22 protein-coding genes are annotated in these 22793 nt (G+C 69.1%); 14 read left to right on the forward strand and 8 right to left on the reverse strand.

Annotated features, from left to right (window positions below):
* The 5 genes from AB7E83_RS26035 to AB7E83_RS26055 all read right to left on the reverse strand — a co-directional run.
* Positions 1-232: DUF6531 domain-containing protein (locus AB7E83_RS26035; RefSeq protein ID WP_428574036.1), on the reverse strand; the 232-nt coding region annotated here is incomplete at its 3' end.
* A 72-nt stretch (positions 233-304) separates the two neighbouring features.
* A complete protein-coding gene (locus tag AB7E83_RS26040; RefSeq protein WP_428574038.1) occupies positions 305-715 on the reverse strand; it encodes a hypothetical protein in 411 nt (136 codons plus the stop codon).
* Entirely contained in the window at positions 712-1350 is a 639-nt protein-coding gene (ypfH, locus tag AB7E83_RS26045) for an esterase (RefSeq protein WP_428574040.1), read from the reverse strand. Before ypfH ends, AB7E83_RS26040 begins: the two co-directional genes overlap by 4 nt.
* 25 nt (positions 1351-1375) lie before the next feature.
* Complete coding sequence (locus AB7E83_RS26050) at positions 1376-2158, reverse strand: PIG-L deacetylase family protein (protein WP_428574042.1); 783 nt, start codon at positions 2156-2158, stop codon at positions 1376-1378.
* 98 nt (positions 2159-2256) lie between these two features.
* Positions 2257-2616 carry a hypothetical protein gene (locus AB7E83_RS26055; protein WP_428574044.1) on the reverse strand — a complete coding sequence of 120 codons (360 nt, stop codon included), beginning with the start codon at positions 2614-2616 and terminating at the stop codon, positions 2257-2259.
* A 154-nt stretch (positions 2617-2770) separates the two neighbouring features.
* Here AB7E83_RS26055 and AB7E83_RS26060 point away from each other — a divergent pair, with 154 nt between their 5' ends.
* The 12 genes from AB7E83_RS26060 (at position 2771) to AB7E83_RS26115 (ending at position 15328) form a co-directional block, all read left to right on the forward strand.
* Entirely contained in the window at positions 2771-3652 is an 882-nt protein-coding gene (locus AB7E83_RS26060; protein WP_428574046.1) for a LysR family transcriptional regulator, read from the forward strand.
* A 314-nt stretch (positions 3653-3966) separates the two neighbouring features.
* Positions 3967-4368, forward strand: a complete 402-nt coding sequence (locus AB7E83_RS26065; RefSeq protein ID WP_428574048.1) for a GreA/GreB family elongation factor — start codon at positions 3967-3969, stop codon at positions 4366-4368.
* Positions 4369-4393: 25 nt separating this feature from the next.
* Positions 4394-5326: a universal stress protein gene (locus tag AB7E83_RS26070; RefSeq protein ID WP_428574050.1), complete on the forward strand. Its 933-nt coding sequence runs from the start codon at positions 4394-4396 to the stop codon at positions 5324-5326.
* A 40-nt stretch (positions 5327-5366) separates the two neighbouring features.
* Positions 5367-8258, forward strand: a complete 2892-nt coding sequence (locus tag AB7E83_RS26075) for a monovalent cation/H+ antiporter subunit A (protein ID WP_428574052.1) — start codon at positions 5367-5369, stop codon at positions 8256-8258.
* On the forward strand, positions 8258-8602 hold the full coding sequence (locus tag AB7E83_RS26080; RefSeq protein WP_428574054.1) for a Na+/H+ antiporter subunit C: 345 nt from the start codon (positions 8258-8260) through the stop codon (positions 8600-8602). Before AB7E83_RS26075 ends, AB7E83_RS26080 begins: the two co-directional genes overlap by 1 nt.
* A complete protein-coding gene (locus AB7E83_RS26085; protein WP_428574056.1) occupies positions 8599-10245 on the forward strand; it encodes a monovalent cation/H+ antiporter subunit D in 1647 nt (548 codons plus the stop codon). Before AB7E83_RS26080 ends, AB7E83_RS26085 begins: the two co-directional genes overlap by 4 nt.
* Positions 10242-10727, forward strand: coding sequence for a Na+/H+ antiporter subunit E (locus AB7E83_RS26090; RefSeq protein ID WP_428574058.1), 486 nt, complete (start codon positions 10242-10244; stop codon positions 10725-10727). The genes AB7E83_RS26085 and AB7E83_RS26090 overlap by 4 nt, the downstream gene beginning before the upstream one ends.
* Positions 10724-10999 carry a K+/H+ antiporter subunit F gene (locus AB7E83_RS26095; RefSeq protein WP_428574060.1) on the forward strand — a complete coding sequence of 92 codons (276 nt, stop codon included), beginning with the start codon at positions 10724-10726 and terminating at the stop codon, positions 10997-10999. The genes AB7E83_RS26090 and AB7E83_RS26095 overlap by 4 nt, the downstream gene beginning before the upstream one ends.
* Positions 10996-11352: a monovalent cation/H(+) antiporter subunit G gene (mnhG, locus tag AB7E83_RS26100; protein ID WP_428574062.1), complete on the forward strand. Its 357-nt coding sequence runs from the start codon at positions 10996-10998 to the stop codon at positions 11350-11352. The genes AB7E83_RS26095 and mnhG overlap by 4 nt, the downstream gene beginning before the upstream one ends.
* 65 nt (positions 11353-11417) lie before the next feature.
* The gene (gdhA, locus tag AB7E83_RS26105; protein ID WP_428574064.1) at positions 11418-12761 is read left to right on the forward strand and encodes an NADP-specific glutamate dehydrogenase; all 1344 of its coding nucleotides are present in this window, start codon (positions 11418-11420) and stop codon (positions 12759-12761) included.
* Positions 12762-12864: 103 nt separating this feature from the next.
* Complete coding sequence (locus tag AB7E83_RS26110) at positions 12865-14094, forward strand: MFS transporter (protein WP_428574066.1); 1230 nt, start codon at positions 12865-12867, stop codon at positions 14092-14094.
* 7 nt (positions 14095-14101) lie between these two features.
* Positions 14102-15328 (forward strand): MFS transporter, encoded by a 1227-nt coding sequence (locus AB7E83_RS26115; RefSeq protein ID WP_428574068.1) that lies wholly within the window; start codon positions 14102-14104, stop codon positions 15326-15328.
* 6 nt (positions 15329-15334) lie between these two features.
* On the opposite strand, the gene AB7E83_RS26120 is transcribed toward AB7E83_RS26115, so the two are convergent.
* From AB7E83_RS26120 to imuA, 3 genes are read right to left on the reverse strand one after another with little or no spacing between them, the layout of a single operon-like run.
* On the reverse strand, positions 15335-18607 hold the full coding sequence (locus tag AB7E83_RS26120) for an error-prone DNA polymerase (RefSeq protein ID WP_428574070.1): 3273 nt from the start codon (positions 18605-18607) through the stop codon (positions 15335-15337).
* Positions 18600-19874: a DNA polymerase Y family protein gene (locus AB7E83_RS26125; protein WP_428574072.1), complete on the reverse strand. Its 1275-nt coding sequence runs from the start codon at positions 19872-19874 to the stop codon at positions 18600-18602. The genes AB7E83_RS26120 and AB7E83_RS26125 overlap by 8 nt, the downstream gene beginning before the upstream one ends.
* Positions 19843-20529 carry a translesion DNA synthesis-associated protein ImuA gene (imuA, locus tag AB7E83_RS26130; RefSeq protein ID WP_428574074.1) on the reverse strand — a complete coding sequence of 229 codons (687 nt, stop codon included), beginning with the start codon at positions 20527-20529 and terminating at the stop codon, positions 19843-19845. The genes AB7E83_RS26125 and imuA overlap by 32 nt, the downstream gene beginning before the upstream one ends.
* Positions 20530-20650: 121 nt before the next feature.
* On the opposite strand from imuA, the gene AB7E83_RS26135 reads away from it, so the two are divergent.
* The gene (locus AB7E83_RS26135; protein ID WP_428574076.1) at positions 20651-22483 is read left to right on the forward strand and encodes an ABC transporter ATP-binding protein; all 1833 of its coding nucleotides are present in this window, start codon (positions 20651-20653) and stop codon (positions 22481-22483) included.
* A 7-nt stretch (positions 22484-22490) separates the two neighbouring features.
* Positions 22491-22793: DNA-3-methyladenine glycosylase (locus AB7E83_RS26140; protein ID WP_428574078.1), on the forward strand; the 303-nt coding region annotated here is incomplete at its 3' end.

Genomic DNA, 22793 nt, shown 5'->3' on the forward strand with positions numbered 1-22793 from the left:
CACCCGACCGCGAGAAGGTCGCCGACCACGGATGCGACCACGTGCCCAGGCCCGTGACGAGCGAAGCACCGCTGCGATAGCGGCGCGTGAAGGTCAGCGAATGCGCGCCCTCGTCCACCCAGTCCACCTCGGTCTCGACCGCTTCGCCGGATGCCGGCTGGATGGCGGCGTGTGCCGCGACGCTGCACGCCAGTAGCGCCGCGAGCGCGGCGGCTGCGATGTTGGCTCGCATGTTCCCTCCCGATGAATTGGGCGGGAATCTAGGCCCCTGCACCCGAAGGTACAACGAGACGGAAGTACAGGGTCAGCTGCGAAAGACGACAGCGGTCAGCGCGCCGTGGTGAATCAGTTCGCGTAAGACGACGAGGTCGGCAACAGCATCCCGCTGCGCCGCACGACCGGCCGCAACATCGTCGACCACGCGGTTGAACACGCACTCGACCTGCTCCGGCGTCACGCTCGCATCCGACCCGAACCACGGCGCCAGGCGGCCCGCCCCTTCCGGCAGGACCAGCGTGAAGGCGTGGAACGATGTGCTGGACGGCATCAGCCAGTCCTCCGCGCGTTCGATCGCGGTCTCGACATCGAGTTCGCGCACGCGCTCGCCCGCTCCGGCCAGGAGCGTCGACGCGCCGCCTGGCAGACGCGCCAGCACGGTGTCATCCACGGAAATCTCGTAGGCCGCGTCGGAAATCCGAAGCTGGAGGGCGCTCATTGCAGAGCCCGCAGCACGTGCTCGATCACCCGCTCGTCGATGCCGTGCCCCAGCCCCGGCACGACCTCGACGCTCGCATCCGCGCCGAGCGCCTGCAGTTCGTTGGCGGCTGCAATGCTGAAACGCGCGTCGACGACACGGTCCGCATCGCCGTGAACGAAGCGGTAGACGACACCCGCGGGCGCGCGACGCGCGGGCGTTGCCATGCGCCCGGACAGGGCGATGACCCGACCCGCGACCTCCACAACCTGCGTCGCCTCCAGGGACATGATCGCGCCTTGGGAAAACCCGACCAGGGTCGTGCGCGACGCACGGACGCCCGCCTCGGTCTGCCACTGCGACACGGTGCTCTCGAACGCCGGCATGGCTTCGGCGATGCGGCCGGGCCGATTCTCCTCGGTGATGCCGACGACGGAGAACCACTCGCGTCCGGCCCCGAGCGTCGAAGGCCGCGCGGCCGCGACGCTCACCACCATGGCATCGGGCCGCTGCCGCGCAATGCACTGGCCCAGGCCGACCAGTCCCTCCGCCGTCGCGCCGACCCCGTGGAAAAGAAGGACGAGCGCTGCAGGTGCGCTCGGCCGTGCAACGATCAGGGCCCCAGGGGGAGGCGAATCCAATGTGACGTTCTGCATGATCAATGTCCTCGAGCGAAACCGCTCACTCCGCGAAGAGCTCTTGCACCCGCCACACCCTTTCCGCAGGCACGCCCCCACCCGCCGAGAGGGCGTGCGCGGCCACCGCACCGCGCCAGTCGTCCGTGAACCGGAAGATCACCGGCAACTGCGTTCGGTATCGCGCGATGGCGTCGAGCTTGGCCTCGAGCGTGTCGGCGATGGGCACGGCCACTTCCCCGCCGATACGACCCTGCAACTCCACGAGCCGCCGGGTAAGCGCCTCGGGCGTGTGGATGCCGTACGGCAAGTCCTCGTACGCCCACACCTCCACGCCGCGCTTCGCAAGCTGCGCGCCCGCCTCGAACGCGAGCTGGTGATCGACGTGCGATCCCACGCCGAGCGGCACGAAGACGCGCAGGCCCTCGCGCCATTCGGGGAGGCCGACCACTTCTTCGGCGAGATGGATGGCGAGCGCATGCTCCTCGGCGTCGAGCAATCCGTAGAGTTCGGCATCCTCCGTGTAGCGCCCGATGCGGTAGATCGCATCGGGCAAGCCGAGCCAGCGGGCGCTGCACCCGAGCACCGCCGTGGCCTGCGCGTCTTCTTCGCGCCGGGTCGCGACGACTTCGTCGATGTCCTCGATGCCCCAGCGCCCGTGCTTCCAGGCCGCGAAGTCGCCGACCATCTCGGGCACGATCTCGCTCGCGAACACGGTGACGATGTGGGACTGCATTTCCGCGCGCGCCAATGCGGCTGCGATGCCACCGCACGAAAGGGCGACGTCGTCGTAGTGAGGCTGGACGAAGAGGGCACCGCGTTCTCGCATCGAGGGCATTCTAGGTGGCGAAAGACGGCCGCGGGCGCGACCTCGACGATCGCGCCCGCGGCCGATGGCGTCCACGGCGCACCGGGGCTCGCAGCCGGTTACTGCGGGTTGACCGGCTCGCCCACCACGTTCGTGCGGGCGATGTTCGCGCCGTTGCGCGACAGCCAGCGGGAGCCGCTGTCTTCGCCGGTGAACGCGTTCATGCGCTCACGCGATTCATAGAGGTCGGCCTGCACTTCGGCGCGCGTCTTCGTGCCCTGGAAGCCGGCGTACGGGCTGTACTGGATGGCGGCGAGGTACGCCGGGCCGCGCGGCTGGGCCGTGGCTTCGGCTGCGACCGCGGCACGCGAGGCCGTGGAGGTGAAGGACTTGTCGTGCTGGGGCACGTCGTCGTAGGCGAACGAGGCGCCGGCGAAAGCGGCGATGGCGACGAAAGTGGCGATGGATTGGCGGTTCATGATGGTTCCTTGACGTGAGTTGTTGAAAGACCGGCGCATCTCGCTGCACCGTGGGATCAACTTTATTGACTCTCGCCGATTAGATAAACTGGTCGGATTGAGATTTATCGTCTCGTCAATCTGAACAATCGACTACCCACGAGAGCACCTCCCCATGGACCGATTCCAGGAAATGCGCGTCTTCGCCGCCGTCGTCGACGCGGGCAGCTTCGTCGGCGCGGCGGACAAGCTCTCGATGTCGAAGGCCGCCACGTCGCGCATCGTGTCGGAGCTCGAGTCGCGCCTCGGCGTGCGCCTGCTGCAGAGAACGACGCGACGCCTGTCGCTCACCGCGGAGGGCGAGGTGTTCGTGGAGCGTTGCCGCGAGCTGCTCGGGGCCGTGGAGGAAGCCGAGGCCGAGGTCAGCGCGCGTCGCGGCGAGGCCGTCGGCCGCCTGAAGATCAGCGCGCCCGTGTCCTTCGGCGTGCTGCGGCTTGCGCCGTTGTGGGGCGGCTTCCTCGCGGCGCATCCGAACATCGAGCTCGAAATCCACCTGTCGGACCGCTTCATCGACATCGTGGAAGAAGGCTTCGACGTCGCGGTGCGCATCGCCCGCATGGAAAACTCGACGCTCGTCGGGCGGCGCCTTTCGTCCACGCGCCTCGTGCTGTGCGCGTCGCCGACCTACCTGCGCAAGCACGGCCGGCCGCGCCATCCGTCCGAGCTCGCCGATCACACGGTCCTTGCCTACAGCCTGCTCGTCAGCGGCGACACATGGACGTTCGAAGGGCCCGCGGGCGCCGTCTCCGCGCGCGTGCATCCGCGCATGCACACCAACAGCGGCGACACGTGCCGCGCCGCGGCGCTCGCGCACCAGGGCATCGTGCTGCAGCCCGAATTCCTCGTGGCCGACGCGCTGAAGGAGCGCAGGCTCGTGGAGCTCATGCCCGAGTACCGCTCGCACGAGCTTGGCGTGTACGCGCTCTACCCTTCGCGCAAGCATGTGCTGCCCAAGGTGCGCCTCCTCATCGACTACCTCGTCGACGCGCTCGCGTGAGCAAGGACGCCGGGCAATGACCATGCGACGCCTGCCAGAATCCACCGCGCCGTGGATCGCCCCTATACTCGGCCTTATGGCATCCCGCGTCCTCGCACTCCAATCCGCCTCCGCCGCGCGCATTTCGCGCCGCGCGGTCGCGAATGCGTGCGCGCGCAACCTGGCTCTCGCGCAGCGAACGCCTGCGGTCTCCTGAGCCCGGCGGTCGCCACTTCCCCCCCTTCCAGCGCTGATCACTCGACCGTCGGGCCAACCTGGACCCGGCGCGCCCGCGCGCCCTGCACCTGCAGGGCCCGCCCGATCGGAGTGCATCCATGTCGACCCCCCATCCGGTGGAGCGCAAGCTCACCCAGCTCGATTTCATCCGCCTGAAGAAGTTCGTGCGCAGCGGCGAAGCGCCCGTGCTCGAAGACCTGATCTGCGACGCCGACGTCGTGCCCGGCGACACCATCCCGCCGGAGGTCGTGACGATGTATTCGCAGTTCGTCATCCGCGACCTCACGCTGAACCGCCGCCAGGTGATGGTGCTCTGCTATCCCGCGGACGCGGAGCCCGCGAAGGGCTACGTCAGCGTGCTGTCGCCCGCGGGCCTCGGCCTCATCGGCCTGCCCGTCGGCGCCATCGCGCGGTGGGCTTCGCCCGGCGGCGAAGAGACCGTGGCGCAGATCGAGCAGATCCTCTTCCAGCCCGAAGCCACCGGCGACTACGTCACATGAACCGTCGAGCCGAAAGCAAAGTGTCATGACCCTGGAGGACGTTTCCCGGATGCTCGCGGATGTGAACGACGAAACCCGCGTCTCGAACGCGCGCCACATCCTCGTCATCGACGACGGCACGCCGTCCGCGCGCAACGCGGTCTGGCGCGCCGCATACCTCGCGCGCGAGCGCGGGGCCGAGCTCGCGCTCCTGCATTCGCCATCGAAGGGCAGCGCGCCAGGTCCCGCCGCCTCGCAGGCGAAGATCGAGGCGCTGTGCGCCGACCTCGCGCAGCGCCTCGCCGTGCATGTGCGTCCCGTCGCACCGGGCCCGGACCTCGTCGCGGACATGCGCGCGGCGTCGGCGGGCGCGGACCTGCTCGTCATTGGCACGGCACGCTCGAACCCGCTTCGCAGCCTCCTCGGCGGCACGCAGGCCGACCGCGTGATCCGCCTGTGCCGCGTGCCGACGCTCGTGGTGCGGCGGCCCGCGATCCAGCGCCCAGCGAGCACCGGAGCCGCCGCGCCGCAGATGCACTACGCACGCGCGCTCGCGGCGGTGGACCTGACCCACGAGGCGCAACAGGTGCTCGCGGCCGCCGCCCACTACGCGCCGCATGCGCGCTTCGAAGTCGTCCACGCGCAGGCCGCGCGCGGCTGGAGCCGGCGCAAGGACAAGCGCCCGGAGTCGCACGCCGGTCCGAACGCCATGGACGCCGCGCTGGCGCGCCTCGACGAGATCGTAGCCGCCGCCTTGCCGGGGCCCGTCGCGACTTCCGTTCGCTATGGCGATGCCGCGGAGGCCGTGCTCGCACGCCAGCGGGCGATCGCGGCCGAGCTGATCGTCATCGGCAAGCGGCAGCGCGGGCTGCTCGCCGACTTCCTGCTCGGCGGCGTCACCCGCGCCGTGCTGGCGGGCAGCGAAGCCGACGTGCTCATCGTGCCGACCGAGCCCGAAACCGCGGCCGCGCGCGGCTGAGCCGGGCGGCAAGGAAACGCGAACCTCTACACTCGTCGCCATGTCTCTCTGGTGGGTGATCACCGTTCCGTTCCTCGCCAGCGTGCTCGCGGCGATCGTGCCCACGCGCTCGCGCAATGCGCAGGCCATCCTGGCCGCCGCCGTGGCCATCGGCAACGTCGTCGCGCTCGTCCTGCTGTTCCCCGACATCGCCAACGGCGGCGTGGTCGAGGCGCGCTGGTCGTGGCTGCCCAGCCTGGGCATCGAGCTGTCGCTGCGGGTCGATGGCTTCGCCTGGCTCTTCGGGGTGCTCGTGAGCGCCATCGGCGCCCTGGTCGTGCTGTATGCGCGCTACTACCTCTCGGCCGAGGATCCGGCCGCGCGCTTCCATGCGCTGCTGCTCGCCTTCATGGGCGCGATGCTCGGCATCGTGCTGTCGGGCAACCTCGTGCAGCTCGCCGTGTTCTGGGAGCTCACGAGCGTGCTCTCGTTCCTGCTCATCGGCTACTGGCACCACCGCAAGGACGCGCGGCGCGGCGCGCGCATGGCGCTCGTGGTCACGGCCGCGGGCGGCCTGTGCCTGCTCGGCGGCGTGGTCCTGCTCGGCCACATCGCGGGCAGCTTCGAGCTCGGCGAGGTGCTCGCCGCGGGCGACCGAATCCGCGCCCATTCGCTCTACACCCCCGCGCTCGTGCTCGTGCTGCTGGGCGCACTGACCAAGAGCGCGCAATTCCCCTTCCACTTCTGGCTGCCCCATGCGATGGCCGCGCCGACCCCGGTGTCGGCCTACCTGCATTCGGCGACGATGGTGAAGGCCGGCGTCTTCCTCATGGCGCGGCTGTGGCCCGCGCTCGCGGGCACCGATCAATGGTTCTGGATCGTCGGCGGCGCGGGGCTGGTCACCTTGCTGCTCGGCGCCTACGCGGCCATGTTCCAGAACGACCTGAAGTCGCTGCTCGCGTATTCTACGATCAGCCATCTCGGCCTCATCACGCTGCTGCTCGGCATGAACAGCCCGGTGGCCGCCGTGGCCGCGGTCTTCCACATGATGAACCACGCGACCTTCAAGGCCTCGCTCTTCATGGCGGTGGGCATCATCGACCACGAGACGGGCACGCGCGACATGCGCCGGCTCGACGGCCTGTACCGCCACATGCCGGGCACGGCGGTGCTCGCGATGGTCGCCTGCGCCGCGATGGCGGGGGTGCCGCTGCTCAACGGCTTCCTGTCCAAGGAAATGTTCTTCGCGCAGACGCTCTACTTCAAGTCGAACCCCTGGATCGAGTACGGCCTGCCTGCCGCGGCCACGCTCGCGGGCGTGTTCGCGGTCGTCTATTCCCTGCGCTTCGGCCACGACGTGTTCTTCGGCGACCCGCCGCGCGACTGTCCGCGCGTGCCGCACGAGCCCCCGCGCTGGATGCGCGTGCCGATCGAGCTGCTGGTGGTCACGTGCCTCGTGGTGGGCATCGCGCCGGAGTGGTCGGTCGGCCCGCTGCTGGCCGCCGCGTCGCTGCCGGTCGTGGGCGGGCAGCTGCCGGAGTACAGCCTCGCGATCTGGCACGGCTTCAACGCGCCGCTGGCGATGAGCCTCGTGGCGCTGGGCGTCGGCCTCGGTGCTTACCTCGCCTTCGGCGGACGCTTCAAGCTGCGGCCCCTGCGCGCGACGCCGTTCATGGGCCGGCTCGACGGCAAGCGCCTGTTCGAGCGCACGCTCGTCCTCGCGGACAACGGCGTGCGCCGGCTGATCCGTCGCACCAGCAGCCGCCACCTGCAGATGCAGATGCTGTGCATGCTGGCCGTCGCGGGCGCGGCCGCGCTCGGCTCCGCGCTCGTGGTGCCGCTGGAATGGGGCGACCGTGTGCGCGTACCCGCCACGCCCGAATTCCTGCTCGTCTGGCTGATCGGCGGGGCGGCCGCCATCGGCGCGGCGTGGCAGGCGAAGTTCCACCGGCTCATGGCGCTCACGCTGCTGGGTATCGTAGGCATCGCGGTGTGCCTCACCTTCGCCTGGTTCTCCGCGCCCGACCTCGCGCTCACGCAGCTCGCCGTCGAGGCGGTGACCATGGTGCTCTTCCTGCTGGGGCTGCGCTGGCTGCCGCAACGCATCCCGATCGAAGATGCGCAGCAGGCGCGCCGCGCGCGCTGGCGCCGGCGCCGCGACCTCGTGCTGGCCGCGCTCGCGGGCCTCGGCCTCTCCGCGCTCTCGTACGCCATGCTCACGCGCACGGGCTTCCAGAGCATCTCGCCCTTCTTCATCGTGAACGCGCTGCCGCAAGGCGGCGGCACGAACGTGGTGAACGTGATGCTGGTCGACTTCCGCGCCTTCGACACGTTCGGCGAGATCGCGGTGCTCGGCACCGTCGCGCTCACCATTTACGCGTTGCTGCGGCGGTTCAGGCCGCCGCGCGAAGTCGAAATCCTGCCGCCGCAGCAGCAGGCCGTGCCGGACGGCAGCCGCACCGACTTGCTGCGGTCGAAGGAAGTGCAGGACCTTGGCGACCCCGCGCACGGCTACCTGCTCGTGCCTTCGGTGTTGGTGCGGCTGCTGCTGCCGATCGCGATGGTGGTGGCGCTTCACCTCTTCCTGCGCGGACACAACCAGCCCGGCGGCGGCTTCGTCGCCGGCCTGGTGCTCGCCACGGCCTTCATCGCCCAGTACATGGTGGGCGGCACGGAGTGGGTGGAGGACCGGATGGACCTCAACCCGCCGTGGTGGATCGCGGCCGGCCTGCTGATCGTGGTGGCGACGGGGCTGGGCTCGCTCGTGCTCGGCTTTCCCTTCCTCACCACGCACACGGCGCACGTCACGCTCCCGGTGTTCGGCGAGCTGCACTTCCCGAGCGCGGCCCTGTTCGACGCGGGCGTGTTCGCGGTCGTGCTCGGCTCGACGCTGCTGATGCTCACCGCGCTCGCGCACCAGTCGCTGCGCGCACGCCGCCGGGAGCGCCGCTGATGGAGGCGATCATCTCGGTCGCGATCGGCGTGCTCGTCGCCGCGGGCGTGTGGCTGGTGCTGCGCCCGCGAACCTACCAGGTGCTGGTCGGCCTGACGCTGCTGTCCTATGCCACCAACCTCTTCATCTTCAGCGTGGGCAGCCTCTCCCTCGACAAGGAGCCCATCGTGCGGCCCGGCGTGGCCGCGGACCTGCTGAACTACACCGACCCGATGCCGCAGGCGCTGGTGCTCACCGCCATCGTGATCGGCTTCGCCACCACCGCCCTCTTCCTCGTCGTGCTGCTCGCGCTGCGCGGACTGACCGACAGCGACCATGTCGACGGCAGCGAGGAAAAGCCATGAACCCGCTGGCGCACGACGTGCTGCTGCCCGTGCTGCTGCCGATGGTCACGGCCGCGTTGCTTGTGGTCGTGCCCGACACGCGGCGCAGGCTGAAGGCGGGGCTGCACCTGCTGTCGATGCTGGCGTCGCTCGCCGTCGCCGTCCACCTGCTGCTCGGCCTCGACGCGGGCACGCGCAATGCCATGGCGGTCTACCTGCCGGGCAACTGGCCCGTGCCCTTCGGCATCGTGCTCGCGCTCGACCGGCTGTCGGCCATGATGCTCGTGCTCGCCGCGCTGGTCGGCGTGGGCTCGCTCGTGTTCGCGCTGGCGCGGTGGCACCGGGCCAGCGTGCATTTCCACCCGCTGCTGCAGTTGCAGCTCGCAGGACTCAACGGCGCCTTCCTCACGGCCGACCTGTTCAACCTGTTCGTGTTCTTCGAGGTGCTGCTCGCCGCCTCGTACGGCCTGCTGCTGCACGGCGGCGGTTCGCCGCGCGTGCGCGCGGGGCTGCACTACATCGCCGTCAATCTCGTCGCCTCGCTGCTCTTCCTCGCCGGCGCCGCGCTGCTGTACGGCGTGACCGGCACGCTCACGATGGCGGACATCGCGCAGAAGCTGCCGCAGGTTCCGGCGGCCGACCGCGGGCTGCTGCACGCCGCCGCCGCGCTGCTCGCCGTCGCCTTCCTCGCGAAGGCCGCGCTGTGGCCGCTCAATTTCTGGCTGCCCACCGCCTATGCCGCCGCGAGCGCGCCGGCCGCGGCCATGTTCGCGCTGCTCACCAAGGTCGGCGTCTACGCGATCCTGCGGTTGTGGACCCTGTGCTTCCCGGCCACCGCCGGCGACTCCGCGCACTTCGGCGGCGTCGTTCTCGTCGCGGGCGGCCTCGCGACGGTGGCCTTCGGCGCCATCGGCATGCTGCGCTCGGTGCAGCTCGGCCGGCTCGCCGGCTACAGCGTCATCACGTCCTCGGGCACCGTGATCGCCGCCGTCGGCTTCGATCTGCCGGCGCTGACGACGGGCGCGCTCTTCTACCTCGCGAGCTCCACGCTGGCGGCCGCGACGCTGTTCCTGCTGGTCGAAGTGGTCGAGCGCCAGCGCCAGCTCGAGGTCGACCCGCCCGAGGCGGATCAGCCGCAGGGGCGCCTGCCGGCGTTCGCGGACGTCCGCCCGCCCGCCGACGCCAACCTCGACGACGACCAGGTGGCGCTGGTCGGCCGCGCCATCCCCGGCGCGATCGCGTTCCTCGGCACCGCCTTCTTCGCCTGCATGCTGGTGGTCGCGGGCCTGCCGCCGCTCTCGGGTTTCGTGGGCAAGCTCGCGATGCTGACGGCGCTGGCCGGACCCGAGGCGCACGCGCCGCATCCGCGCGCCGCCTGGCTGATGTTCGCGCTGCTGCTCGGCTCGGGCTTCCTCGCCACGCTGTCCCTCACGCGCGCCTTCATCACGCACTTCTGGGCGACGCAGGAGCGCGCCGCGCCGCGGCTGCGCCTCTTCGAAGGCGTGCCGATCCTGCTGCTGCTGGGCGGCTGCATCGCGATGGCCGTGGCCGGGGAACACGGGCTGCGCTTCGCACGCGCCATGGCGGACGATCTCCACGCGCCGCAGGGCTACATCGACGCCGTGATGGCGACGCGGCCGCAGACGCGGGAGGCGGCGCGATGAAGCGCAAGCCATCGCTCCTGCTGGCGGCGAGCCTTGCCGTGTTCTGGCTCGTGCTCAACGACTCGGTGGCGCCGACCGACCTGCTCGTGGCGGCGCTGGTCGCGGTCGTCGTGCCGCTGTTCGCCGCGCCGCTCAAGCCGCCGGGCGGGCCGGTGCGCAAGCCCGCGGTCGTGGCGCGGCTGGTGCTGCGCGTCGGCCACGACGTCATCGCCTCCGCATTGCAGGTCGGCCGCGGCGCGCTTCAGCCCCGCTCGCGGCCGCCGCGCGGCGTCTTCATTTCGGTGCCGCTCGAGCTGCGCGACACGCACGGACTGGCGGCGCTGGCGGTCATCGCCACGGTGGTGCCGGGTTCGCTCTGGACCGAGCTCGCGCCCGACCGAAGCGCGGTGCTGCTGCACGTGTTCGGCGTCGACGACGAGGCCGCGTACGTCCGGGATTTCAAGGCCCGCTACGAGCGCCCCCTCATGGAGATCTTCGAATGAGCATCCTCGATTTCGCGGTCACCGCGACCCTGCTGATGTACGGCGCGGCCTCCGGCATCGCGCTCACGCGCCTGTTCCGCGGACCGCGCGCGCAGGACCGCGTGGTGGCGCTCGACTTCATCTTCGCGGTGGCCATGCTCATGATGCTGGTCCTTGCCATCCGCTACGACAGCAGCATGTACTTCGAGGCGGCGCTCCTGATGGCATTGTTCGGCTTCGTGAGTTCCGCGGCCATGGCCAAGTTCCTGCTGCGCGGGGAGGTGATCGAATGATCGCGGAGCTGCTCGTCGCCCTGCTGCTGCTCGCGAGCGGCGCAACCGCGCTCGTCGCCGCGCTGGGACTGTGGCGCCTGCCCGACTTCTTCATGCGCATGCATGCCCCGGCCGTCTGCTACACGCTCGGCAGCTGGTCGGTGGCGCTGGCGTCCGTCATCCACTTCACGGCTGGCAGCGGGCGGCTCTCGCTGCACGTGTGGCTGGTGATCGTGATCCTGTCGATCACCGCGCCGGTGACGACGGTGCTGCTGTCGCGCGCCGGGCTGTTCCGGGCGCGGCGCGCGGGCGAGGCGGTGCCGCATCCGCTCGTGGCGCAGAACGACTCGGGCGAGCGCACGCCGACGGTCTGAGCCCGGCGACCGAGGTCGTCAACCGTCAGCAAGCCGACAGGCCCGGCGGCCTCTAGCATAGCGGCATGAACTACAAATTGAAGGAAGACTTCCTCGCGCACCTCGTGGCGCGCAATCCCGGCCAGCCCGAATTCGTGCAGGCCGTCACCGAAGTGATCGACAGCCTGTGGCCCTTCATCGCCGCGCATCCGCGCTATGCGGAGCAGGGTCTGCTCGATCGCCTGGTGGAGCCCGAGCGCCTGATCCAATTCCGCGTTTCGTGGGTCGACGACCACGGCCAGGTGCGCGTGAACCGCGGCTATCGCGTGCAGCACAGCTCGGCGATCGGCCCGTACAAGGGCGGCATGCGCTTCCACCCGTCGGTGAACCCGTCCATCCTCAAGTTCCTCGCGTTCGAGCAGACCTTCAAGAACGCGCTGACGACGCTGCCCATGGGCGGCGGCAAGGGCGGCTCGGACTTCGATCCGAAGGGCCGCAGCCCCGGTGAAGTGATGCGCTTCTGCCAGGCCTTCATGACCGAGCTGTTCCGCCACCTCGGCGCGGACACCGACGTGCCGGCCGGCGACATCGGCGTCGGCGCGCGCGAGGTCGGCTTCATGGCCGGCATGATGAAGAAGCTTACGAACCGGGCCGATTGCGTCTTCACCGGCAAGGGCCTGTCGTTCGGCGGCTCGGTGATGCGGCCGGAAGCCACGGGCTACGGCACCGTCTATTTCGCGCAGGAGATGCTCCAGCGCAACGGCCGCTCCTTCGACGACCTGCGGGTGAGCGTCTCCGGCTCCGGCAACGTCGCGCAGTACGCGGTGGAAAAGGCGATGGCGCTCGGCGCGAAGGTCCTCACCGTGTCCGATTCCAGCGGCACGATCCACGAGCCGCAGGGCTTCACGAGCGAGAAGCTCGCGGTGCTGATGGACGTGAAGAACCACCGCTACGGCCGCGTGAGCGACTACGCGGCCGAGACCGGGGCGGAGTTCCTCGCGGGCCGCAAGCCCTGGCACATCGCGGCGGACGTCGCACTGCCCTGCGCGACGCAAAACGAGATCGACGCGGACGACGCGCGCACCCTCATCGCCAACGGCGTGCAGTGCGTGGCCGAAGGCGCCAACATGCCGACCTCGCTCGAGGCGGCGGACGCCTTCGAGCATGCCGGCGTGCTCTTCGCGCCCGGCAAAGCGAGCAATGCGGGCGGCGTCGCGACCTCGGGCCTCGAGATGAGCCAGAACAGCATGCGCCTGTCGTGGCCGCGCGAGGAAGTCGATGCGCGCCTGCTGTCCATCATGCGCGGCATCCATGCGGCCTGCGTGCAGCACGGCGCCACGGCGGACGGCAAGGTGAGCTACGTGCGCGGCGCGAACATCGCGGGCTTCGTGAAGGTGGCCGACGCGATGCTCGCGCAGGGCATCACCTGAACCTGCTCGACGAACCTCCCGTCGCTGCACGGCAGCCCCGCTGCTTGAATTCTTTCGATTAAGCGCCACCCTCGCGCCCGGCTGCCGATAAACTCGGCTTCTCTTGAAAATCTTCCACGGCTGGCGCATGGTTGGCGCCGGCGCCATCCTTCAATTCCTCCATGCGGGGCTGCTGATGCAGTCCTTCGGCGCCTACGTCGCCGTGCTTTCCGAGGAAAAGGGATGGAGCAAGACCGCGCTGTCCGGCGGGGCGGCGCTGCAGTCGCTCGAAGGCGCCCTGCTCGGCCCCGCGCTCGGATGGGCCATGGACCGCTTCGGCGCGCGCGCCATGATCCAGGTCGGCATCATCGCCTTCGGCCTGGGCTTCATGGCGCTCAGCCAGATCGATTCGGTCGCCGGCTTCTACGCCGCCTTCGTCGTCATCGCCATCGGCGTCAGCCTCTCCGGGTACTTTCCGCTGACCGTCACGCTCGTCCACTGGTTCCGGCGACGGCGGGCCCGCGCGCTGTCGATGATGGGCGTGGGCTTCGCGCTCGGCGGCATTGCGGTGCCCCTCGTCGCGTGGGCGATGCAGACCTGGGGCTGGCGCTCCACCGCCTTCGCGTCGGGCGTCGTCAGCATCGTCATCGGCCTGCCGCTCGCGCGCATGATGCGGCGGCATCCGTCGGAGATCGGCGAAGTGCCCGACGGAATCGCCGCGGCGGCCTCGGAGCCCGTGCCCGCCGTCGACGCGCCCGCCGCGCCGCCCGCCGAGCGCCACTTCACCGCCGTCGAAGCCATGCGCACGCCCGCCTTCTGGCTGCTCGCGTGCGGCCATTCGCTCGCCGTGCTGCTGGTGACGGCCGTGAACGTGCATGCCATCTCGCACATGAAGGAGGGCCTGGGCTACACCGTCGCGCAAGCCTCGTTCGTCATCACCATGATGATGATGGCGCAGGGCGCGGGCCTGCTGCTCGGGGCCGCGGTGGGCGACCGCTGGAACAAGCGCCTCATCGCGGGCGGCTGCATGATCGGCCATGGCGTCGGTGTGCTGATGCTCACCTACGCCGTCCACCCGGCGATGCTCGGCGCGTTCGCGGTCATCCACGGCATCTCCTGGGGACTGCGCGGCCCGTTCATGCAGGCGCTGCGCGCCGACTACTTCGGCGTGCAGGCCATCGGCATGATCATGGGCGTGTCGGCGCTCGTCATCTCCGTGGGCCAGGTGGGCGGGCCCATGATCGCGGGCGCGTTCGCCGATGCCAACGGCAACTACCGCACGGCATTCACCGTGCTCGCGCTGATCACGATGGCGGGCTCCCTCATGTTCCTGCTGGCGCGGAAGCCGAAGTGAAGACGAAATGAAGGCAAAGATCTTCTACGGCTGGCGCATGGTGGGCGCGGGCGCGTTCATCCAGTTCCTGCATGCGGGCCTGCTGCAGCAGGCCTTCGGCGCCTACGTCGCGATGCTGTCGCAGGAAAAGGGCTGGAGCAAGACGGCGCTGGCGGGCGGCGCGGCGCTGCAGTCGGTCGAGAGCGCGCTGCTCGGGCCGCTGCTCGGCTGGACCATGGACAAGTTCGGCGCGCGCGCGATGATGCAATTGGGCATCGTGCTCTTCGGCATGGGATTCATGCTGCTCAGCCAGATCGACACGGTGGCCGGCTTCTACGTCGCGATGGCCGTGATCGCGATCGGCACCAGCCTCTCGGGCTACTTCCCGCTCACGGTGACGCTCGTCCACTGGTTTCGACGGCAGCGCGCGCGCGCACTCTCGATCATGGGACTGGGCATGGCCTTCGGCGGAATCGCGGTGCCGCTGGTGGCCTGGGCGATGCAGGTGCATGGATGGCGCACGACGGCGTTCGCGGCCGGCGTGATCGCCATCGTGCTGGGGCTGCCGGCGGTGCGCGTGATGCGCAAGACGCCGGCGGAGATGGGACTGACGCCGGACGGGCTGCCGCCCGTCGCCGAATCCGCCGAACATGCGCCCGGCGGCGCCGGACACGAGCGTCAGTTCACCGCGGCCGAAGCCCTGCGCACGCGGGCGTTCTGGATGATCTCGACCGGGCACAGCCTGGCGCTGCTGGTGGTGTCGGCCGTGAACGTGCATGCGATCTCGCACATGAAGGAAGGCCTGGGCTATTCGCTGTCGCAGGCCTCGCTCGTCATCACGATCATGCTGGCCTCGCAGGGCGCGGGCATGCTGGTGGGCGCGGCCGTCGGCGACCATTGGGAAAAGCGCAAGGTGGCCGCGGCCTGCATGATCGGCCATGCGGCGGGGCTGCTCATGCTGACCTTCGCCGTGCATCCGCTCATGCTGGGCGCGTTCGCCATCCTGCACGGCGTGGCGTGGGGCTTGCGCGGGCCGTTCATGCAGGCGATCCGCGCGGACTATTTCGGCGTGCAGGCCATCGGCATGATCATGGGCATCTCGGCCTTCGTCACCGCCATCGGGCAGGTGTGCGGGCCGATGGTGGCCGGCGCGTTCGCGGACGGCTCGGGCCATTACCGCGTGGCGTTCACGGTGCTCGCGCTGGTGTCGGCGCTCGGCTCGGTGATGTTCTTCCTGGCGAAGAAGCCGACCTGAACTGCGTCAGTGGAAATCGCGGCTGCCGGATTTCGGCTGCCTGCCGAGCCGGCCCAGCAGCGACGTGAGGTCCTCGAGCTGCTCCGCGACGAGGTTGCGGACCTGGCCGCCGCTTTCCACATCCCGCTGCCAGATGCCGCGCACCGCGAGCAGGCGCGAGCGCAGCAGCGGGTCGCGCTGCTCGATCTTCACGCTGTTCCACACGATGATGTTCACCGGGCCGGTCTCGTCCTCGAGCGTGAGGAAGATCGTGCCCTTGGCCGTGGCGGGCTGCTGTCTCACCGTCACCAGGCCGCATGCGCCCACGCGGCGTCCATGCGGGAGGTCATGCAGTTCCTTCGCCGACATCAGCTTGAGCTTTTTCAGACGGGGCCGCAGCAAGGCGAGCGGGTGCCTGCGCAGCGTGAGGCCCAGCGAGGCGTAGTCGAAGAAGATTTCCTCGCCCTCGGGCGATTCGGGCAGCTGCAGCGCGTCTTCCTCGATGGGCGCATCGCGCAGCAGCTCCGGGGCGCGTCGTTGCGCCGAGGCTTCCCACACCTGCTGCCTGCGATGCCCCGCGATGGATTGCAAGGCATCGCCCGCCGCCAGCAGGTTGAGATCCTTCACGTCGAGCTCGGCACGCCGCGTCATGTCCTCGACGTCCTTGAACGGCGCGGCGGCGACGATCCTGGCCGCACTCGCCTCGCTCAATCCACCCACGAGCCGCAGCCCCAGTCGAACGGCGGGCCGGAAATTGGGGTCAGATCCCAATTCTTTTAAATTGGGGTCAGATCCCAATTTGCTGTCCCACGTGGAGTACGACACGTCGGGGGGAAGGACGACCACGCCGTGGCGGCGCGCGTCCTGCACGAGTTGCGAGGGGGCGTAGAAGCCCATGGGTTGCGAATTGAGCATCGCGGCGAGGAAGGCTTCGGGCTCGTGGCACTTCAGCCAGCTGCTCTTGTACGCGAGCAGGGCGAAGCTGTAGGCATGACTTTCGGGGAATCCGTAATCGCCGAAACCTTCGATCTGCTTGAAAATGCGCTCCGCGAATTCGAGGGTATAGCCGTTGTTCAGCATGCCGCCGATCAGGCGGTCGCGAAACTTCTCGACGCCGCCCTTGCGCTTCCACGCGGCCATGGCGCGGCGCAACGAATCGGCCTCGGTCGCGGTGAAGCCGGCGGCGATCATCGAGATCTCCATCACCTGCTCCTGGAAGATCGGAATGCCGAGCGTGCGGCCCAATGCCTTCGCGAGCTGCGGCTTCTCGTACACCACGGGCAAGCCCTGCGCGCGCCGCTCCCTCGCCTTCAGGTACGGGTGGACCATGCCGCCCGTGATCGGCCCCGGCCGCACGATGGCGACCTCGACCACGAGGTCGTAGAAAGTCGTGGGCTTCAGCCGCGGCAGCATCGACATCTGCGCGCGGCTTTCGATCTGGAACACGCCCACGGTGTCGGCCTTGCGGATCATCTCGTAGGTGGCGGGGTCCTCGTCGGCGATGTCGTATCTCGTGAAGGGCTCTCCCCGGCGCAACGCCACGAGGTCGATGCAGCGGCGAATCGCGGTGAGCATGCCGAGTGCGAGCACGTCGACCTTCATGAGGCCCATGTCCTCCAGATCGTCCTTGTCCCACTGGATGACCGACCGGTCCTTCATGCTCGCGTTCTCCACCGGCACGAGCCGCGTGAGCTTCGTCTGCGTGAGCACGAAGCCGCCCACGTGCTGGCTGAGGTGGCGCGGAAATCCCATCAGCTGCCAGGAGAGCGCGAGCCATTGCCGCGTCTGGTGCGGCGTGATGGATTCTCCGCACTGCTGCGCCATGAGCGCAAGCCGGTCCTCGCCCAGCTTTTCCTCGAACCAGTGATGGTCCTTCGCGAACGCATCGACGAGTTTGTCGCCGATGCCCAGCGCCTTGCCCACGTCGCGGATCGCGCTGCGCGTGCGGTAGCCGATCACCACGGCGGCGATCGCCGATCGGTCGCGCCCGTACTTGCCGTAGATGTACTGGATGACCTCTTCGCGCCGCTCGTGCTCGAAGTCGACGTCGATATCGGGCGGCTCGTTGCGGCGGTCGACGCTGATGAAGCGCTCGAGCAGGGGCGCGGAGTGCATCGGGTCCATGGCCGTGATCCCGAGGCAGAAGCACACGACGGAGTTCGCGGCCGATCCGCGCCCCTGGCACAGGATCCGCCGGCTCTCGGCGAACTGCACGATGTCGTGGACCGTGAGGAAGAACATCTCGTACCTGCACTCGGCGATGAGCGCGAGTTCCTTCTCGAGAAGCTCCGTGACCCGGGCGGGAATTCCCTGCGGATAACGTCGATGCGCCCCTTCGTAGGTAAGTTGCCGCAAGCCCGCCGTCGGCGTCATCCCGGCCGGCACCGTCTCGAGCGGATAGTTGTACTGGACTTCCGTGATGTCGAAATTGCAACGCTGCGCCACGCGCAAGGTGTTGACCAGCAGCTCGGCGGGAAAGGTCTCCGCGAGGCGCGTGCGCCGACGCAGGTGCCGCTCCGCATTCGCCTGCAATTCGAAACCGCAGTCGTCGACCGGCTTGCCCACGCGCACCGCCGTGATCACGTCCTGAAGCGGCTTGCGGGAACGCACGTGCATATACACGTCGCCCGCGGCCACGAGGGGAATGCGATGCTTCTCGCCGGCATGGCGCAACATGGCGAGCCACAGGTCGTCGTCGAGCAGATGCGGCAATTCGACCGCGAGCCAGAACGATGCGCCGTACAGGTCGCGCAGCCGGACGAGTTCGGCTTCATCGAACGCGCCGCGCCGTGGCGCATACAGGATCTCGCAACCTTTCAGCAGCGCGAAGTCGCAGGCATCCAGCCGGTACTCGCCCTTCGGCGCCTTGGTGGTGCGTGCCGCCGTGATGAATTCGCACAGGCCGCCCCAGCCTTGCAGATCATGTGCAAGGGCGATCAGCCGCCCGTGGCCGAGATCGAATTCACTCCCGTAAATCAGGCGAAAAGGCCGCGCCCTCTTCTTGCCGGGTTCGAGCTCTTCGAGTTTGCGGATGAATTCGCGGTATTCCTTCCACCCCGACCAGGCCCGCACCACGCCCGCCACCGAGCATTCGTCGGTGATCGCCAGTGCTTCGTAGCCGAGGTTGTAGGCGCGCCGCACCAGCTCCTGCGGATGCGACGCGCCGCGCTGGAAAGTGAAGTTGCTGATGCAGTGGAGCTCCGCATAGCCCGGCAAGCCATCCGGCCCGGCAGAGAGCACGGGCGGCAGGTGCCGCTCTTCGTCGAGCACATGCTTCGGCTTGAGCTGGTATTCAGGCATACAAGCCCTGCAGGTACCAGCGGGCCTGCCCCGTGCTTTCCAGGCGCTCGCGGAAGATCCAGACTAGGCCGCACGACTCGCCGCGGGCGATGAAGTAGTCGCGCAGCGCCGCGCCCCCCTCCTCCCACCACGCCGTTTCGACGCGATAGAGACGCGCCAGCCGGCGCAGCGGCCCGCCGTACTGGGGCGTGTTGCCCTGCACGTCGAGTTGCAGGGGTTGCGGCAGCAACCACGTCGGATAGATCGCATCGGGCGAGGTGGTCGATGCAGGCACGCGAACCCCACGCGCGCACACCCAGGCCTGCATTTTTTCCGGACGGTGGTCCTCCACCAGCGCCGGCACTCGCACGTTGTCCTCGCCCAGGCGCACGCTCAACCGCTCCACCAGCTGGTGCAGCTTCTCGCCCTTGCGGTTGTCCTCCGGCAGCAGGCTCGTCGTGATGCCGCCCCAGGGCACGGTCTCCAGCGAACGCAGGCGCAGGCGATTCGCCGGCGCCGCGATCCGCGTGCGGTCGAGATGCTCGCCGACCAGCCTGCGCAGATGGGCCATGTCCTGTGTCGGCTGCGCCGTGCCGATCTCGATTTTTTCGGTGGGCGGAAGCACCTTCCCATCGAGCCGCTTCAGGTCGAGCGTCCATTCGAACTCGAACGTCACCACGCCGCGATTGCGCGACTGCAGCCAGACGTGCATCTGCGACATGAGGCGCTGCGCCGTCCACATCAGCTCCGGTGCGGACGTCGCAAGCGCGGGGAGTTCCACGTTCACATCGAACCGTTCGGGCAGTTCGAGCCAGGGATAGGTCTCGGGCTGCTCGCCATACGCGCAGCCCAGCGCGGCCAGCAGGCCCGCGCCGAAACGACGAGACACCCCGCCGCGCGGCAACGCCCGCAATTCGCCCCAGCGATTGCAGCCGATGCGCTCGAGGGTCGCCAGTGACGCCCGTGCCGCCGACAGATCCTCGAGCGCCAGGTCGTCGGGAATGCGATCCGGCGCAGGCCGCGCATCGCCTCGCCGCTTCATCCGCAGCAAGGCGAGCGCCACGAGCGAGGTCGGCCCGTCGGCCCACAGCGGCTGCGCCCATCCTTCCTGCGGCTTCAGCAGCCGGCGCAGCAGCCGCTGCCGCCCGCCCCACAGGCGCACGCTCCCCGACGCTTCGACCAGAAGCGCTTCTTCGACGGCGGCGACACGGGGGCTGAACTGCAAGGCTCTCCATCCCCAGGCCGTCCGCTCTTCGTCATGCGAGGGCAGCAGCGCGATCCAGTACATGCGATCGGTCTCGGGGCGTGGGGACAGTGGGAATGGCACGCCCCTTGCGCGAAGCGAGCAAGGCTTCGAGCCGCAGGGGACGCGCCGGCAATTCGAGCGTGCGAGCAAGCGGCGCGCCGCGCCGCTTGATCACGCGCAGCTGCAAGCGGTCCGTGCCCTCGACGACGAGCCGCAGTCGCGCGGGCGAGGATTCGTTCATTGCCGCGAGCGGACGAAACACGAACAGCAGTTTCTGGTGCTGGTGCGCGGCGAGCTGCATGCGGCGCAGGTCCGAACTGCGCGTTCTGGGCAGCCAGGCCAGCACGGCCGGCACATCGGCGCAACGGAGGGCCTGCTCGCTGGCCCACAGTCGCGCAGCATGCTTTTCAGCCTCGATGCGCAGCAGGCGGTCGGCGGCCAGACCCTGCGCCATCAGCGCGGGACAGAAGGGCTCGAAGGGCGCGCCCACGAGCACGACAGGACCGGGCTGAGCGCGCGTCACCGCGCACAGGCCGGGCAACAGCAGTTGCCACGCATGCATGGCCGGCCGGTCGTTGAGCAACTCGACCATTGCCCCCACGGGCCAGCCGCCGCCCGGAAGCACCCCGTCGAGCTCCTGCCGCCCCGTGGAAACGGTAGGCTCGGGGGAGCCCGCAAGGTCGGTCCCACGCCACACGGCGTGAGCATCGAACCCCTCGAGGACGGAAAGCGGCCGCGTCATACTGGCTATTTATACAGTGTTTTCGCGTGGCGCTGCGTCGGAATCGCGAGCATGCCGGTCACTGGAGACTTTTGTTTTGTTCCGCCTTTTCGAGAAACTACTTCACCCTTACCCCGAGGCCGAACCCGAACTCCCGCCCAAAGGATTCCTGCCCTTCGTGTGGGCCTGCACGCGGGGTTTGCGCGGCTACATCGCCGTGCTCGCCGCGCTGAGCGCGGCCGTGTCCGCCTACGAGGCATGGCTCTTCTCGCTGCTCGGGCAGGTCGTCGACTGGCTCGGGCGCTACGAGCCCGCGAAGCTGTGGGAACTGCAAAGCGACCGCATGCTGATCTTCGCGGCCATCCTGGTGGGCAGCACTGCCCTCGTCGCCATGCTGACGACGGTGAAGCACCAGACGCTCGCGATCAACTTCCCCTTGCGGCTGCGCTGGAACTTCCACCGCCTGATGCTCGGCCAGAGCATGGCCTTCTATTCCGACGAGTTCGCCGGACGCATCACGACCAAGGTGATGCAGACCGCGCTCGCGGTGCGAGAGATGATCTTCACCACCACCGAGGTCATCATCGGCATCGGCGTGTACTTCATCGCCATCGTCGCGCTCGCGGGCGCATTCGATGCGCGCCTGATGCTGCCCTTCGCAGGCTGGTTCTGCTGCTACGCGGTGTCCGTCCGGTACTTCGTGCCGCGGCTCGGCCGCATGGGCAAGGCGCAGGCCGATGCGCGCGCGATGATGACCGGGCGCATCACCGATGCGTACACCAACATCTCCACCGTCAAGCTGTTCTCGCACACGCAGCGCGAGGCGTTCTTCGCGCGGCAGGCCATGAAGGAGTTCATGACCACGGGACATTCGCAGATGCGCCTGGTGAGCGCGTTCGAGATCGTCAATCATGCGCTGGTGGCGCTGCTCATCCTCGCGAGCTGCGGCTATGCGGTGTGGCTGTGGACGCACGGCCAGGTGTCGCCGGGCGCGGTGGCCGCGGTCACGGCGATGGCGCTGCGCATCAGCGGCATGTCGCACTGGATCATGTGGGAGATGGCGTCGCTCTTCGAGAACATCGGCACGGTGCAGGACGGCATGGCGACGCTCACGCGGCCGCGGCAGGTGGTCGATGCGCCCGATGCGAAGCCCTTGGTCGTGACGCGCGGCGAAGTGCGGTTCGAGGACGTGCGTTTCGGCTACGGCAAGCCCCAGCCCGTGATCGACGGCTTCACGCTCACCGTGAAGCCCGGCGAGAAGATCGGGCTCATCGGCCGCTCGGGCGCGGGCAAGTCGACGCTCGTGAACCTGCTGCTGCGCTTCTACGACCTCGACGGCGGCCGCATCCTCATCGACGGACAGGACATCGCGCACGTGACGCAGGACAGCCTGCGCGCGAACATCGGGATGGTGACGCAGGACACGTCGCTCCTGCACCGCTCCGTTCGCGACAACATCGGCTACGGCCGCCCCGGTGCGACGGACGAGGAGATGATCCGCGCCGCGCAACGCGCGAAGGCGCACGACTTCATCGGGCAGCTCTCGGACCTGCAGGGCCGCAAGGGCTACGACGCGCACGTGGGCGAGCGCGGCGTGAAGCTCTCGGGCGGGCAGCGCCAGCGCGTCGCCATCGCGCGCGTGATGCTCAAGGATGCGCCGGTGCTGCTGCTCGACGAGGCGACGAGCGCGCTCGACTCGGAGGTCGAAGCCGCGATCCAGGCGAGCCTGCAGGAACTGATGGAGGGCAAGACCGTGATCGCGATCGCGCACCGGCTCTCGACCATCGCGGCGCTCGACCGCTTGATCGTCATCGACGACGGGCGCATCGTGGAGGAAGGCGACCACCGCACGCTGCTCGCCGCGGGCGGACTCTATGCGCGCCTGTGGTCCCACCAGAGCGGCGGGTCCCTGGGTGAAAGCATCGCATGAACATCGCATGAGCCGGGTCCTGCATCCGGACGATTTCGCAGGCGCGTCCGACGCGGTCGCGCGCATGCTGATCGGCGCCGTGCTGCTGGTGGACGGCGTGGGCGGGCGCATCGTCGAGACCGAGGCTTACGACCGGGAAGACCCGGCGTCGCACAGCTACTCGGGGCCGACCGAACGCAACCGCGCGATGTTCGGCCCGCCCGGTCGCGCCTATGTCTATCGGTCCTATGGCATTCACAGGTGCCTGAATTTCGTGTGCCGCGAAGACGGGCACGGCGCGGGGGTGCTGATCCGCGCGGTGGAACCGCTT

This window comes from Ramlibacter sp., assembly GCF_050250995.1.
Classification (GTDB): Bacteria; Pseudomonadota; Gammaproteobacteria; order Burkholderiales; family Burkholderiaceae_C; genus Ramlibacter.